Below are 14371 nucleotides of genomic sequence, written 5' to 3' on the forward strand. Positions count from 1 at the left end.
CAGGAATGAAGAAGGGGCCGGGAGATCGCTCTCCCGGCCCCTTTTCTTGTGCCCTATCCGGATCAGTGCGTGCCCGGAACCGGCGGATCGAGCTCCTGATACGCCTCATGCTCAGGCGTCTCGATGATGCCACGACCGACATGGCTCTTCCGGCGGCTATAGCCGAAATAGACGAGCAGCCCGAGCGCCGCCCAGCCCACGAACATCATCTTGGTGTCGTGGCCCAGGCTGTAGAACAGATAGGCGCAGCCCAGGATCGCGATCGGCGCCGTGATGATGATGAGCGGCGTGCGGAACGGCCGCTTGCGGTCCGGGTCGGTGCGGCGAAGCACCAGCACCGCGATCGACACCGCGGCAAAGGCGAACAGCGTGCCCGAGTTAGAGATGTCGGCGAGCTTGCCGACCGGGAAGAAGGCCGCGAACAGCGCCACGAACACGCCCGTCAGGATGGTGATGACGTGCGGGGTGTGGAACTTCGGGTGAACCTTCGAGAACACGGCGGGGAGCAGACCGTCGCGGCTCATCACGAAGAAGATGCGGGTCTGGCCGAACATCATCATCAGGATGACCGAAGGCAGCGCCAGGCCGGCCGCGAGGCCGATCAGATTGCCGATCTGGGGCCAGCCGATTTCACGCAGCGTCCAGGCGAGGGCCTCCTTCGAGCAGACCACGGCTTCCTTGCCGGTCGCTGCCGCGGTCTCGACGCATGCCTTGGCCAGCTCGGTGCTGCCCGGTGCCAGTGCCGCGCCGTCGGCGCCGAGAATCGGCTGGGCGCCGACACTGCCGATCACACCGGCGGCGACGAGCAGATAGAAGATGGTGCAGATGGCGAGCGAGCCGATCAGGCCGATCGGCATGTTGCGCTGAGGGTTCTTGGTTTCTTCGGCCGCGGTCGAGACCGCGTCGAAGCCGACATAGGCGAAGAAGATCGATGCCGCCGCTGCCGACACACCGGCGAAGCCGAGCGGCGAGAAGGGCTCGAAATTCTGCATGTTCATCACAGGCACAGCCAGGACGATGAACAGCGACAGTGCTGCGACCTTGACCAGAACCAGGATCGAGTTGACGAGCGCGCTCTCCTTGGTGCCGATCACCAGCAGCCAGGTGACAAGACCAGCGATCGCCATTGCGGGCAGATTGACGATGCCGCCGTCATAGGGGCCGCGAACCAGTGCATCCGGAATGTCGACCGCGAAGGCGTTCTCTATCAATCCCACGACATAGCCGGACCAGCCGACCGAAACCGCGCCCGCGGCGACGGCATATTCGAGGATCAGAGCCCAGCCGACCATCCACGCGATAAGCTCGCCCATCACGGCATAGCTATAGGTGTAGGCCGAACCCGAAACGGGGACCATTGCCGCCATTTCGGCGTAGCAGAGTGCCGCGACCGCGCAGACGACGCCGGCGATCACGAACGACAGCATCATGCCGGGACCGGCTTTCTGCGCCGCTTCGGCGGTGAGAACGAAAATGCCGGTGCCGATGACCGCGCCGATACCGAGCATGGTGAGCTGGAACGCTCCCAACGAACGGTGGAGCGATTTCTTTTCGGCGGTGGCTAGGATGGCGTCGAGTGGTTTTACTCGCCCGAATATCATGCAACTTCCCCCAATGCGGCTTGGTTCTTGCCTTGTCGCCGCTGATACGAAAGCGGCGACCCTAGCCGCAAAATGGGATGGCGCAATCCCCCAAAAGCTCAGCTTATCGCGCCAGCATCGGCCCCAGCGGCTTGCCCGCGAAAACATGGACATGGAGGTGGGGTACTTCCTGTCCGCCATTGAGGCCAACATTGGCGAGCAGGCGATAACCCGGTTCGACGGCCCCGGCTTCGCGCGCGACGATACCGACGGCGCGGACAAATCCTGCGATTTCAGCGTCTGACGCGCGGGCAGAAAAGTCGTCCCACGACACATAGGCGCCCGTTGGAATCACCAGCAGATGCGTTGGCGCCAAAGGGTTGATGTCGTGGAACGCGATGGCGAACGCGTCCTCATAGACGCGTCGCGAAGGGATTTCGCCGCGCAGGATCTTCGCGAAGATATTCTGATCGTCATAGGGCTTGGTTGCGTCAATCGGCATGTCGGCTGGCCTTTTCGTCGATTCCGGAGAGCCCCTCGCGGCGATCGAGTTCGGCGCGCACATCGTCGAGCGACAGCCCCGAATCCGCGAGCAGGACGAGGAGGTGGAAGATCAGGTCGGCCGCCTCGCCGGTCAGGCCCTGGCGGTCGTCCTGCACGGCGGCGATCGCTGCCTCGACCGCTTCCTCGCCCAGCTTCTGCGCGATCTTCGCGCGGCCCTTCCCCGTCAGCTTGGCGACATAGGAAGTTGCGGGATCGCCGGTGCGGCGCTCGCGGATCACGGCTTCAAGCGTGTCGAGGATATCGGCGGCCATACGGAGGGCAGTTCCCTAGCGGCGCGTCGGTGTCAATCCTTGGGCTTGCGCTTGCGGCGACGCATCGCGCGCTGGGCGAACCAGATGCCGAACGCGGCCATGGCGGCAAGTGCGAGGTCCGACAATTCGGGCATCGTTCGCCGTGTCACTTCCCCGCTATGCGCGGCGAGCGCGGGTGCGGCGGCGAGTAGCGGGAGGAGAAGGCGAAGCATCGGATCAGCGTCTAGCCCGATCCGGCTGCGAAAGCATTAATCGTGATTACGCACCGGAATGCCCGCCGCTGCGAGCGCCGCATGGGCATCGGCGATGCTCGCTTCGCCGAAATGGAAGATCGAGGCGGCGAGGACGGCGCTGGCATGGCCGTCGCGGATCCCGGCAACGAGGTGATCGAGACTGCCGACCCCGCCTGACGCGACCACGGGCACGGTCACCTGATCGGCGACGGTGCGGATGAGGTCGAGGTCATAGCCGTCGCGCGTACCGTCGCGGTCCATCGAGGTGAGCAGCAGTTCGCCTGCACCCAGCCGCGCGAGGTTGAGCGCGTGCTCGACCGCGTCGATTCCGGTGGGCTTGCGGCCGCCATGGGTGAACACCTCCCATCGGCCCGGCGCGACGCGGCGCGCATCGACCGAGGCGACGACGCACTGGCTGCCGAATCGCTCGGCGATCTCGCTCACCGCTTCGGGCCGCGTCACAGCGGCGGAATTGACCGCGACCTTGTCCGCCCCGGCAAGGAGGAGCGCGCGGGCGTCCTCGGCACCGCGCACGCCGCCGCCGACGGTGACGGGCATGAAGCAGACTTCGGCGGTACGGCGCACCACGTCGATGATCGTGCCGCGCGCCTCATGGCTGGCGGTGATGTCGAGGAAGCAAAGCTCATCGGCGCCCGCGGCGTCATAGGCGCGCGCCTGCTCGACGGGATCGCCCGCATCACGCAGATTGACGAAGTTCACGCCCTTGACGACGCGGCCATTGGCGACATCGAGACAGGGGATGACGCGCGCGCGGACGGTCATGCGGCGACCTTGAGCGCCTCGGCGAGGTCGAGACGGCCGTCATAGAGCGCGCGACCGGTAATGACGCCCTCGATGCCGGTCTGGCCGACCAGCGCGTGGATGTCCGCGATATCGGCGACCCCGCCGCTGGCGATGACCGGGATCGAGACCTCGGCGGCGAGCGCAACCGTTGCCTCGACATTGCAGCCCTTGAGCAGGCCGTCGCGGCCGACATCGGTGAACAGCAAAGCGGCGACGCCGGCATCCTCGAACCGGTGGCCGAGTTCTGCGATCGAAACGGTCGAGACTTCGGCCCAGCCCTTGGTCGCGACGAAGCCGTCGCGCGCATCCACGGCGACGACGATCTGGCCCGGGTGGGCGGCTGCGGCCTCACGCACGAAGCCGGGGTCTTCAAGTGCGGCGGTTCCGATGACGACCCGGCTGACGCCCATGTCGATCCAGCGCTCGACCGACGCGCGGTTGCGGATGCCGCCACCGAGCTGAACCTTGCCTGGAAAGCGCGCGAGGATCGCGGCGACCGCGCCGCCATTGATCGATTCGCCCGCGAATGCGCCGTCGAGGTCGACGACATGGAGGTGCGTCGCCCCGGCCTTGGCAAAGGCATCGGCCTGCGCGGCGGGATTTTCGCCATAGACGGTGGCGCGGGTCATATCCCCTTCGGCCAGACGGACGACCTGACCGGCCTTGAGGTCGATGGCGGGGAAAACGATCACGGGTTCCACCTCAGAAAGCGTTCGAGCAATGCCAGTCCGTAGCGCTGGCTCTTTTCGGGGTGGAATTGCACCCCGGCGAAATTGTCGCGGCCGATCGCAGCGGTGACCGGGCCGCCATGTTCGGTCGTGGCGAGCACGGTTTCACCGTCATAGGCGAAGCTGTGAAGGAAATAGGCTTCACCCGGCTCGATCAGCGGGTGGGGCGCGACCGGAACGACATCGTTCCAGCCCATATGGGGAATGCGGACATTGTTGGCGGGCAGTTCGCGCACGGTGCCGTCGAGCCAGCCCAACCCTTGATGCGTGCCCAGCTCTTCGCCGGTCTTGGCCAGCAATTGCATGCCTACGCACACACCGAGGAAGGGCGCGGCACCCTTGAGTACGCGCTGGTCGAGCGCCTCGACCATCCCCGAAATTGAGCGCAGCCCGGAGGCACAGGCACCGAAAGCGCCGACGCCGGGGAGCACGATCCGATCAGCCTTCGCGACGATGTCCGGATCGGCGGTGACCGCGACGTCCGTAGCACCCGCCGCCTTCAGCGCATTGTGGACCGAGTGAAGATTGCCCGCACCATAATCGATCAGCGCGATCGTCACTGGCTGAGCGCCTCGAGCCCCGGCGCGAGGATCGAGGGGGCGACCTCGATGAAGTCATAGTCGGCCGCGCCCTCGGTCGCGAACGGATCGGTTGCGGCCCAGGCCTTCGCCTCATCCAGCGTGCCGCGCACCAGCAGCATGCCGCCGGTCACCGGGACCTTGCGCCCGGCGAGCAGGAGCCGGCCATCGGCAAGCCCCTGCCTGAGCCATTCGACATGGGCGGGGCGGAGCGCGTCGATCGTCTCGATCGGCACCTTGTAGCTCAGCAGTACCGCGATCATCAGAGCGTGCCCTTGGTCGAGGGGATCGCGTCGGCCTTGCGCGGGTCGATCTCGACCGCCTGGCGCAGCGCGCGGGCAAGGCCCTTGAACGCGGCTTCTGCGATATGGTGGTTGTTCTGGCCGTAGAGCGTCTCGATGTGCAGCGTCACGCCCGCGGTCTGGGCGAAGCTGTGGAACCAATGCTCGAACATCTCGGTATCCATCTCGCCGAGCCGTTTCTGGCTGAACTCGGTTTTCCACACGAGATAGGGGCGGCCGGAAATGTCGATCGCGACGCGGGTCAGCGTTTCGTCCATGGGCGAGAGCGCGTCGGCGTAGCGGCGGATGCCGCGCTTGTCGCCCAGCGCCTTGGCCACCGCTTCGCCGATCGCGAGCCCGGTATCCTCGACCGTGTGGTGCTGGTCGATATGCAGGTCGCCGACCGTCTTCACGTCGAGATCGATCAGCGAATGGCGCGAAAGCTGCTCGAGCATGTGATCGAAGAAGCCGATGCCCGTGGAGATGGCATAGGCGCCGGTGCCGTCAAGGTTGACCGTCACGTCGACCGAAGTCTCGCTGGTCTTGCGGCTGATCGTCGCGGTGCGCATGGCCGCTCCATAGCGCCGTCGCGGGGCCATGCAATGATGGCGAAGCTATGCAAGACCCCAGTTGAGCTTGGCCCGGATGATCTTCGTCCGCAGTCCATCTTGACCCGGGCCGCCGGTCCGTTAGGTCAGGGCACATGACTGGTAGCGTGCCCGATAGCCTGATTCCCTATGACGAGATCGTGCAGGAGGCCCTGCGTGCGGTGGTCGGCCGTGTGCTGGACCAGGTTGCTGCGACCGGCGCGCTGCCCGGGACGCATCATTTCTACATCACCTTCAAGACCCGTGCACCGGGCGTGGATATCCCCGACCGGCTGATCGAGCGATTCCCGGACGAGATGACGATCGTCCTGCAGCATCGCTTCTGGGATCTGAAGGTCGATGACGAGCGATTCTCGGTTGGTCTCAGCTTCAACCAGATCCCGTCGATGCTTGTGATTCCGTTCGCAGCGATCACCGGGTTCCACGATCCGGCGGTCAATTTCGAGCTTCGCTTCCAGGCCGCCGAAGATCCCGATGGCCCCGAGCCGCATGACGAGGCCGAGAATGATGGCCCGCCGGTGGCAACGCCGGTCGAGGACGGGTCGAACGTCGTCGCGGTGGACTTCAAGCGCAAGAAATAGGCTGGCGCGCGCGGCGCCAGCCCTGACGCGTCACTTGGTGGTGTAGCCGCCATTGACCAGGATGGTCTGCCCGGTCATCCACCAGCCGTCGCTGACCAGAAAGCGGATCCACGGCACGATATCCTCGATATGCGTGAGCCCCGTGGGCGTGAAGGGCGACAGCGCCGCCGCCGTCTTGTGATAGGCCACCGCCTCAGGCCCCTCGGCGGGATAGAAGAAGGGCGTGTCCATCGGCCCCGGCCCGATCGCCGTCACCGAAATACCGCGCTCGCCAAACTCCTTCGATGCCGCGCGCGTGAAATGCTCGACCGGCGCCTTGGTCCCCGCATAGCTGGCGTAGAAGGGCGTGTAGGCGCCCAATAGCGAGGTCACCAACGTGCACACCTTGCCATTGTCGGCGACATGCCGGCCTGCTTCCTTGAGGAAGAAGAAGGCTGCCTTGGCGTTGATCGCGCTCATTGCGTCATATTCGGCCTCGCTGATTTCGACGATCGGCTTCTTGAGCACCTTGCCGACGGTGTTGATCGCGATGTCGGGCCGGCCGATCGCGTTGACCGTGTGAGCGAAAAGCTTCTCCATTGCGCCCGCTCTGGTGAGATCGGCCTGGATGGCGACCGCTTCCGCTCCTGCGGCGCGAATCGCATCGACGGTATCGGCCGCCGCGTCCGCCGTCGCGACGCTGTTATAGTGGATCGCCACCGCCTTTGCGCCATGCTCGGCAAGATCGCGCGCGATCAGTCCACCCAGATTCTTCGCGCCGCCCGCGATAAGGACCGTTTTTCCGCTGATGCCATGATCGGCCATGCGTTCGTCTCCAGATACTTCCGCCACACCGGAGCGGCGTGGGCGCTCAACCTCGCGCATGCCACTGTTCGTAAAAAGACGATCATTCTGGAATGACATGTCGTGATTTCTGGATAATCTACGGCCATGGATCAGGTAACGCTCTTCCGCGTGTTTCTGCGCGTGGCCGAAAGCGCGAGCTTCACGCGCGCGGCCGACATGCTCGGTATGCCACGCTCGTCGGTTTCGGCGGCGGTGCGTGAGCTGGAGGGGCGGGTGGGCGCCCGGCTGCTCCACCGCACGACGCGCAATGTCCGGATGACGCAGGAGGGGCGTACCTTCCATGCGCATTGCACGCGACTGGTCGCCGAGATGGAGGCGGTGGAAGGGCTGTTCCGTCCGCAGGACAGCCCGAGTGGCCGGCTGACGATCGATGTACCGGGCCGACTGGGGCGGCTGGTCATCGCGCCGGCGTTGCCGCACTTCCTCGACCGTCACCCGGGAATCGACGTGGTGTTGGGGGTGACCGATCGCGCGGTCAATCTGGTCGAGGACAATGTCGATTGCGCGCTGCGGGTAGGGCCATTGGCGGATTCGGCGATGGTGGCGCGCCGGATCGGCGAGCTTCGCTTTATCAATGTCGCCAGCCCCGCCTATCTGACCCGCTTCGGAACGCCGAAATCGCCCGCCGATCTTGCGGGGCACCAGGGCGTGCTGTTCGCGTCGCCGACGACGGGGCGGGTCGAGGATTGGGAGTGGGAGGAGGCGGGGGTGTTGCGGCGGCTGGCGATTCCCGGCCGGGTGACGGTGAACAGCGCGGAGGCGCAGATCGCCTGCTGCCTTGCGGGCCTCGGGCTGATCCAGATCCCGGCCTATGACGTCCGTGCGCATCTTGCCGCGGGGGAGTTGGTCGAAGTGATGCCGGACCATGTCGTTGCGCCGTTGCCGGTGACGCTGCTTCATCCCGACCGGCACCATGTGCCTGCTCGGCTGCGCGTGTTCATGGACTGGGTGACGACGCTGCTGCGCGCCGAGGTGCTTGATTGAGTGCTTGCCGATGCGCCGATCCTCCCTAGATCGGCGGCGAAAAGATGGAGGCGATGTGACGCAGACCCGCACCGAAACCGACTCGATTGGCGCGATCGAGGTTCCCGCGGACGCCTATTGGGGCGCGCAGACCCAGCGCAGCATCGAGAATTTCCCGTTCGGTCTGACCGAACGGATGCCGATCGGCATCGTCCATGCGCAGGCGATCGTGAAACAGGCGGCGGCGCGGGTAAACGCGAAGCATGGCCTGAAGCCCGAGATCGTTGCGGCAATCGAGGATGCGGCGCAAGCGATCGTCGCCAGTAAGCTCGACGAGCAGTTCCCGCTCGTCATCTGGCAGACCGGGTCCGGCACCCAGACCAATATGAACGTCAACGAGGTAATCGCGGGCTACGCCAACGAAAAGCTGGCGGGCGCGCGTGGCGGCAAGGCGCCGGTCCATCCCAACGATCACGTCAATATGAGCCAGTCGTCCAACGACAGCTTCCCCACCGCGCTGCACGTCGCGACGGTGCTGGCGACGCGCGATGCGCTGTTGCCGGCGCTGGAGGTGCTGACCGCTTCGCTCGTCGCCAAGGCGAAGGCGTGGGATCATATCGTCAAGATCGGCCGTACCCACACGCAGGACGCGACGCCGCTGACCTTGGGGCAGGAGTTTTCGGGCTACGCAGCGCAGCTGGTGAGCTGCCGCGCGCGGATCGAGGGGGCGTTGAACGGCAATATCCGCAAGCTTGCGATCGGCGGCACCGCAGTCGGCACCGGGCTTAATGCGCCGGAGGGCTGGGCCGAGGACATGACGGCGGCGATCGGCGACATCACCGGTACGGAATTCGAGAGTGCGCCCAACAAGTTCGAGCAGCTGGCAGCGAAGGACGGGCTGGTCTTCTTCTCGGGCGCGCTCAACACGCTGGCGGTGGCGCTCAACAAGATCGCCAACGACATCCGTTTCCTGGGATCGGGTCCGCGTTCGGGTCTTGGCGAGCTGTCGCTGCCCGCCAACGAGCCGGGCAGCTCGATCATGCCGGGCAAGGTCAACCCGACCCAATGCGAATCGCTGACGATGGTCGCCGCACAGGTGATCGGGAACAATCAGGCGGTGACCGTCGGCGGCATGCAGGGGCATTTCGAGCTGAACGTGTTCATGCCGCTGATCGGGGCGAACGTGCTGCGCTCGATCCATCTGCTTTCCGTCGGGATGACGAGCTTTGCTGAGCGCTGCGTCGACGGGATCGAGGCGAACGAGCGACAGATCGCCGATCTGGTCGGGCGGTCGCTGATGTTGGTCACCGCGCTGGCGCCCGAGATTGGCTATGACAATGCCGCCAAGATCGCCAAGGTCGCGCATGCCGAGGACCTGACTCTGCGCGAGGCGGGCCTCAAGCTCGGGCTGGTGGACGAAGCCACCTTTGACCGGCTGGTTCGACCCGAGACGATGGTGGGTCGCTAGGAGTCACCCGCTGTTCAGGGAACCGACGCGACAACCCGCAGTTGAAGGACAGGACCTAGGCAAGAGGAGCCACTATGATCGGACGGGTTATCGGCGCGCTGGTTGGGCGGGAAATCGATCGGCGCGACGGCAGCGGCGGCGCGAAGGGTGCCGCGATCGGCTTCATCGCGGCGGGCGCGCTGAAGCGGCTGGGTCCGATCGGTCTTGCGCTGGGCGGTGCTTACGTCGCCAAGAAGGCGTATGACCGGCACAAGGCGACGCGTGGGAAGTAACGCCCCGGCTTGACGCATGCGCCATGCCCGCGCCAAAGGCGCACATGGCGCATCGCGATTCCAAATTCCAATTCGACCGCAGGGGCGTTCTGTTCGTCCTCTCCTCACCCTCCGGCGCGGGGAAATCGACCATTGCGCGCAAGCTGCTCGAGGTGGAGCCCGGCATGGGCATTTCCGTCTCCGCGACCACGCGTCCGATCCGTGACGGCGAGCAGGACGGGCGCGAATATCATTTCGTGAGCACCGAGGAATTCAAGGCGCGGGCCGCGAACCACGAGTTCCTCGAATGGGCGCACGTCTTCAACTATCGCTATGGTACACCGCGCGCGCCGGTGAAGAAGATGCTGGCCGAGGGCCAGGACGTGCTGTTCGACGTCGACTGGCAGGGCGCGCAACAGCTCTTCCAGCTCGAAGGCGGCGACGTGGTGCGCGTATTCATCGTGCCGCCCTCGCTCACCGAGCTGGAACGGCGCCTGCGCGACCGCAATACCGACAGTGAAGAAGTGATCCAGTATCGGATGAAGCGCGCCGAGCGCGAGCTCTCCCATTGGGACGGCTACGACTATGTCGTGGTCAATGACGACCTCGATGCCTGTTTCGAGAAGGTCCACACGATCCTGCAGGCCGAGCGCGAGAAGCGCTCGCGCAAGCCGGGGCTGATCGGTTTCATCCGCGAGCGACAGGAAGAAGCGGTCGCCATGGGCCTAACGACGCGTTAGGCTCATTCCCCTGAACAAGGGGAGACGCATGATGCCGAGAGCTGTACTGGGCGGCCTGCTGGGCGGGATCGCCATGTGGATCGTGGGCTTCATCTTCTGGGGCACGCCGCTCAAATACCTCGCGCTGACTCAGACCAGCGACGCGGCAAGCGCCACGATCCAGGCGACGCTGGCGCAGCAGCTCGCGGCGACCGGGACCGGCGCCTATCCGATCCCCTGGCCCGATACCCCGACGGGCACTCAGCTCTACGGGCAGGGTCCGGTGGCGATGGTGTTGTTCAACAATAGCGGCTTCGCGGCGCTGGATACGAGCGCGCTGATCAGCGGGCTGATCCTGGGCATCGTCTGTTCGGTCCTGCTGGCGTTCGCGTTGGCCCGGGTAACGACAGGATGGAGCTTCGGCGGGCGGCTGACGATCGTCGGCCTCTTCGCGCTGGCGATCACCACCTATGCCCAGCTCGGTCAGCCGGTGTTCAACCACGCGCCCTGGGGCTATTTCATCTATCTGTGGATCAGCGAGATCGTCGGGTGGATCGCGGCGGGCGCGGCGATCGCGTGGCTGCTGCCCAAGCCAGTCGTTGCGGCGGTGGTGGTGGAACCGGCGGAGCCTCCGAGCGTCTGAACCTCCCGGCCGTCACCCCGGCCCTATGCCGGTGTCCACGCCGCCGCACCGGTGATCCTTGGACCTCTTGCCCAATGCCCGCCTCACGGTGGAGCCCGGCACAAGGCCGGGATGACGAGCAGGGGCTGGGGCGATGGCTTGCTAGAGCAGCGACAGGAGCCGCGCGCCGGCGTCGAAATCGGCGCGGTGCGCGGCGCGGGTTTTGCGGGCGAGGTCATCCTCGCCCCAGTGTTCGGCTTGCCAATCCTCGTCGAGATTGGCGGCGGACCAGATATCTTCAGGCGTCGCCGCGCCTTCGAGCAGCGCCAGCGCGGCGATGAGCGATCCGGTGACGGTGACCAAAGGCGAGAGCGCGGCGAGCTGGAACGGGGAGAGCGCGGCGACGGCGTCCGCGAGCCTTTCGACCGTCTCGGACGATTGCGGGCGATGCATCACGCCGGTGGTGGTGACCGGATCGATGCCGTAGCGGTCGCGCGCCCAGTCGAGCAGTGGATCCCATGCAGCCTGCTGGCGCAATTGAAGCTCGAGCGGGTGATCGGCGCGATAGCAGAGCAGGTCGCTCTCGCCATATTTGGCGAGGCCGGCGGCGAAGGCGGCGGGATCTGGGGCGATCCGGTCGATCGCGGCATTGCTGAGACCGGTAAGCGGCATTGCGCGCGGATCGATCGTCTCGCCGACATTGCGCCATTCGTCGGCGACCGCTTCGGCCAAGGCGGGAGAGGGCAGCGTCAACGGCACACGGCTGGGCGTGCGGACGGGCTTGCCGTCGAGATGGATGTCATGGCCACCCGACACCGCGATGGCGGCGGCGTCCTTCCAGAAACGCTTCATGAATTACTGATCCGGTGTCGGCGGCGTGCGCCAGCGGCGCGCCAAGAAGCGGGGAACGACGGCAAGGCAGTAGAGGCCGGCGAGCAGGATCGCGCCGCCGAGCAACCGCATCCACATCGTATCGGCCTTGCCCAGGATGACGAGGCCGAACACCGCGCCGGCGACCGCCACGATCTGCGACATCACCATCAGGAAATAACGGTTGCGGGCGGGATCCTCGGTCATCGCGGCACCATCTCCAGCAGGGCCTCCAGCATCGCCGGAAGTTCGCGCGCGTCAGAGGTAACGCGGTGTGCGCCGGCTGCCGTCAATTCATGGGACTCGTGATAGCCCCACGCAACCCCTACCGCATGCGTGCCCGCGTTGAGCGCCATGACGATGTCGAAGCTGGTGTCGCCGATCATCGCGGTGGTGTGCGGCGCGGCGCCGGCTTCGGCGATCGCCAGCTCCAGCATCGACGGGTGCGGCTTGGAGGGATGGCGGTCGGCGGTCTGGAGCGTGACGAAGCGCTTGGTGAGGCCATGATGCTCGAGGATCAGCGCAAGGCCGCGGTCGGACTTGCCGGTGGCGACGCCGAGCAGCCAGCCGGCCTGGTCGAGCGCCTCGATCGTCTCGGCGACGCCGTCGAACAGCGGCTCGGGATCAAGCGCGCGGTCGGTGCGCATCGCATGGAAGGCGCGCTTGTAATCCTCCGCCATGGCTTCGTGCTGGCGTGTTTCGGCATCGGGCAGCAGCGCGGCGATGGCGGGAACCAGGCTGAGGCCGACGATACGGCGGATCGACTCGCGGCTGGGCGGATCGAGCCGGTGCTGGGTAAAGCATGCCTCCATCGCGCGGCAGATATTGGCCTGCGAATCGACGAGCGTGCCGTCGCAGTCGAACACGGCGAGACGGTTCATTTCTTCTTCGGCTTCCCGGGCTTGGTCGGTTTCCCGATCTTCTCGGCCTTGTCACCGCGGCCGCGCCGTTCGCCGCGCCGTTCCTTGCGATAGGTTTTGGCGTGGGCCTTGGCCTTCGCCTTTTCCTGTTCGCGCGTCATCGGCGTCTTTTCGTCGGGCGGCAGATTGTCGCCGCGCTCGATGTCGAAACCCAATTGGGTAAGCGTTTCGGCGAAATGCGTGGGCAGATCGGCGGTCACGTCGAGCTTGCCGCCATCGGGGTGATCGATGCGAATGCGGCGCGAATGGAGGTGCATCTTGCGTGAGATGCTGCCCGACAGGAACGCCTCGGCGAGGCCGTATTTCCCGTCGCCGACGATCGGATGGCCGATCGCCGCCATGTGGACGCGCAGCTGGTGGGTGCGTCCGGTATGCGGCTGCAGCTCGACCCAAGCTGCACGGTTCCCTGCTCGATCGATCACGCGATAGCGGGTGCGGGCGGGCTGGCCCTCCTCCTCGTCCACCTGCATCTTCTCGCCGCCGGTGCCTGGCTGCTTGCCCAGCGGCAGGTCTATGAAACCGTCCTCGATGCTGGGTACGCCCATGATGATCGCCCAATAGGTTTTCCGCGCGGTGCGGCCGGAAAAGCTCTTGGAGAAATAGGCGGCGGCACGGGCGGTTCGGGCGAGGACGAGCGCGCCCGACGTATCCTTGTCGAGCCGGTGGACCAGCTTGGGTCGCGTATCGAGCTCGTAATAGAGGCCGTCGAGCAGCTGATCGACATGGTCGTGCGTCTTGGTGCCGCCCTGCGTCGCAAGGCCAGGGGGCTTGTTGATCACCATCGCCTGCGCGTCGCGATGGATGACCATCGATTCGGCGAATTCCATCTGTTCCGGCGTGAGCTGGGGACGGGCCTTTTTCGGCTTTGCCGTCGCCGCCTGAACCGGTTCGGCCGGCGGGACGCGGATCACCTGGCCTGCCTGGATGCGGTCGCCCGGCGTGGCGCGCGCGCCATCGACGCGGAGCTGGCCGGTGCGCGCCCAGCGCGAGACGATGTTGAAGCTCGCATCAGGCAGATGCCGCTTGAACCAGCGATCCAGTCGGATGCCGTCATCGTCGAGGCCAACGGTGAACTGGCGGACGTTCTGCGAAGCGTCGCTCATGCGGCCACCCGCGCGATCTGGAGCCCGGCGAAGAGGGCGAGGAGGGAGCCGGCTACCGAGGCGATGATGTAGAGGAGTGCGAAGCCATGGTCGCCGCGCTGGAGCATGGTCGCGGTCTCAAGCGAGAAGGCCGAGAAGGTGGTGAAGCCGCCGAGCACGCCGACGCCGAGCAGGTAGCGCAGCGCGTCATCCCCGCTGGCGCGGGCAGCGAGCCAACCCGCGAGCAGGCCCATGGCGAGGCCGCCGGCGAGGTTCACGATCAGCGTGCCCCAGGGAAAGCCCGGCCCCCACAATGCGAGCGCGGCGCGGCCGGTGAGATGTCGCGCCCCGGCGCCGATCGCGCCGCCGAGCATGACGAGGAAGAGGTGGTTCATCCCGTGCCACTAGCGGGAAACGGGGGC

At 66.0% G+C, this 14371-nt stretch carries 21 protein-coding genes; 6 read left to right on the forward strand and 15 right to left on the reverse strand.

What is annotated here, in order from left to right; all coding sequences use genetic code 11:
• Positions 1-62: 62 nt before the first annotated feature.
• The 9 genes from AC07M1_RS12355 to hisB all read right to left on the reverse strand — a co-directional run bounded on the left by AC07M1_RS12355 (position 63) and on the right by hisB (position 5588).
• Positions 63-1601, reverse strand: a complete 1539-nt coding sequence (locus tag AC07M1_RS12355) for an amino acid permease (RefSeq protein ID WP_495162913.1) — start codon at positions 1599-1601, stop codon at positions 63-65.
• Positions 1602-1704: 103 nt separating this feature from the next.
• On the reverse strand, positions 1705-2082 hold the full coding sequence (locus AC07M1_RS12360; protein ID WP_495162914.1) for an HIT domain-containing protein: 378 nt from the start codon (positions 2080-2082) through the stop codon (positions 1705-1707).
• Positions 2072-2395: a phosphoribosyl-ATP diphosphatase gene (locus tag AC07M1_RS12365; protein ID WP_495162915.1), complete on the reverse strand. Its 324-nt coding sequence runs from the start codon at positions 2393-2395 to the stop codon at positions 2072-2074. Before AC07M1_RS12365 ends, AC07M1_RS12360 begins: the two co-directional genes overlap by 11 nt.
• Before the next feature lie 32 nt (positions 2396-2427).
• Positions 2428-2607: a hypothetical protein gene (locus tag AC07M1_RS12370; protein ID WP_495162916.1), complete on the reverse strand. Its 180-nt coding sequence runs from the start codon at positions 2605-2607 to the stop codon at positions 2428-2430.
• Positions 2608-2643: 36 nt separating this feature from the next.
• A complete protein-coding gene (hisF, locus tag AC07M1_RS12375) occupies positions 2644-3411 on the reverse strand; it encodes an imidazole glycerol phosphate synthase subunit HisF (RefSeq protein ID WP_495162917.1) in 768 nt (255 codons plus the stop codon).
• On the reverse strand, positions 3408-4124 hold the full coding sequence (gene hisA, locus AC07M1_RS12380; protein ID WP_495162918.1) for a 1-(5-phosphoribosyl)-5-[(5-phosphoribosylamino)methylideneamino]imidazole-4-carboxamide isomerase: 717 nt from the start codon (positions 4122-4124) through the stop codon (positions 3408-3410). The genes hisF and hisA overlap by 4 nt, the downstream gene beginning before the upstream one ends.
• Positions 4121-4720 (reverse strand): imidazole glycerol phosphate synthase subunit HisH, encoded by a 600-nt coding sequence (hisH, locus tag AC07M1_RS12385; protein WP_495162919.1) that lies wholly within the window; start codon positions 4718-4720, stop codon positions 4121-4123. The genes hisA and hisH overlap by 4 nt, the downstream gene beginning before the upstream one ends.
• Entirely contained in the window at positions 4717-5001 is a 285-nt protein-coding gene (locus tag AC07M1_RS12390; protein ID WP_495162920.1) for a YciI family protein, read from the reverse strand. Before AC07M1_RS12390 ends, hisH begins: the two co-directional genes overlap by 4 nt.
• Entirely contained in the window at positions 5001-5588 is a 588-nt protein-coding gene (gene hisB / locus AC07M1_RS12395) for an imidazoleglycerol-phosphate dehydratase HisB (RefSeq protein ID WP_495162921.1), read from the reverse strand. Before hisB ends, AC07M1_RS12390 begins: the two co-directional genes overlap by 1 nt.
• 134 nt (positions 5589-5722) lie before the next feature.
• On the opposite strand from hisB, the gene AC07M1_RS12400 reads away from it, so the two are divergent.
• The gene (locus AC07M1_RS12400; RefSeq protein WP_495162922.1) at positions 5723-6208 is read left to right on the forward strand and encodes an SspB family protein; all 486 of its coding nucleotides are present in this window, start codon (positions 5723-5725) and stop codon (positions 6206-6208) included.
• Positions 6209-6238: 30 nt separating this feature from the next.
• Here AC07M1_RS12400 and AC07M1_RS12405 read toward each other — a convergent pair whose 3' ends face one another.
• Positions 6239-7012, reverse strand: coding sequence for an SDR family oxidoreductase (locus AC07M1_RS12405; protein ID WP_495162923.1), 774 nt, complete (start codon positions 7010-7012; stop codon positions 6239-6241).
• A 126-nt stretch (positions 7013-7138) separates the two neighbouring features.
• Between AC07M1_RS12405 and AC07M1_RS12410 the strand changes: the two genes are divergently transcribed.
• From AC07M1_RS12410 to AC07M1_RS12430, 5 genes are all read left to right on the forward strand, one after another.
• Positions 7139-8038, forward strand: coding sequence for a LysR family transcriptional regulator (locus AC07M1_RS12410; protein WP_495162924.1), 900 nt, complete (start codon positions 7139-7141; stop codon positions 8036-8038).
• 55 nt (positions 8039-8093) lie between these two features.
• Positions 8094-9485 (forward strand): class II fumarate hydratase, encoded by a 1392-nt coding sequence (fumC, locus tag AC07M1_RS12415; RefSeq protein WP_495162925.1) that lies wholly within the window; start codon positions 8094-8096, stop codon positions 9483-9485.
• Between the two features lie 74 nt (positions 9486-9559).
• Positions 9560-9757 (forward strand): hypothetical protein, encoded by a 198-nt coding sequence (locus AC07M1_RS12420; protein ID WP_495162926.1) that lies wholly within the window; start codon positions 9560-9562, stop codon positions 9755-9757.
• Between the two features lie 44 nt (positions 9758-9801).
• A complete protein-coding gene (gene gmk, locus AC07M1_RS12425; RefSeq protein ID WP_495162927.1) occupies positions 9802-10476 on the forward strand; it encodes a guanylate kinase in 675 nt (224 codons plus the stop codon).
• Between the two features lie 28 nt (positions 10477-10504).
• Positions 10505-11098, forward strand: coding sequence for a hypothetical protein (locus tag AC07M1_RS12430; protein WP_495162928.1), 594 nt, complete (start codon positions 10505-10507; stop codon positions 11096-11098).
• Positions 11099-11239: 141 nt separating this feature from the next.
• Here the strand turns inward: AC07M1_RS12430 and AC07M1_RS12435 are convergent, their stop codons facing one another.
• Genes AC07M1_RS12435 through crcB form a run of 5 tightly spaced genes read right to left on the reverse strand, consistent with a single transcriptional unit; the run spans position 11240 to position 14344 of the window.
• Entirely contained in the window at positions 11240-11929 is a 690-nt protein-coding gene (locus AC07M1_RS12435; protein ID WP_495162929.1) for an ATP12 family chaperone protein, read from the reverse strand.
• A gap of 3 nt (positions 11930-11932) precedes the next feature.
• Positions 11933-12154, reverse strand: a complete 222-nt coding sequence (locus AC07M1_RS12440; RefSeq protein ID WP_495162930.1) for a hypothetical protein — start codon at positions 12152-12154, stop codon at positions 11933-11935.
• Entirely contained in the window at positions 12151-12828 is a 678-nt protein-coding gene (locus AC07M1_RS12445) for an HAD-IA family hydrolase (protein ID WP_495162931.1), read from the reverse strand. The genes AC07M1_RS12440 and AC07M1_RS12445 overlap by 4 nt, the downstream gene beginning before the upstream one ends.
• Positions 12825-13970, reverse strand: a complete 1146-nt coding sequence (locus AC07M1_RS12450; RefSeq protein ID WP_495162932.1) for an RluA family pseudouridine synthase — start codon at positions 13968-13970, stop codon at positions 12825-12827. The genes AC07M1_RS12445 and AC07M1_RS12450 overlap by 4 nt, the downstream gene beginning before the upstream one ends.
• Positions 13967-14344 carry a fluoride efflux transporter CrcB gene (gene crcB / locus AC07M1_RS12455; RefSeq protein ID WP_495162933.1) on the reverse strand — a complete coding sequence of 126 codons (378 nt, stop codon included), beginning with the start codon at positions 14342-14344 and terminating at the stop codon, positions 13967-13969. The genes AC07M1_RS12450 and crcB overlap by 4 nt, the downstream gene beginning before the upstream one ends.
• Between the last annotated feature and the right edge of the window lie 27 nt (positions 14345-14371).

It is taken from the genome of Sphingomonas sp. GW821-FHT10C01, assembly GCF_059415525.1.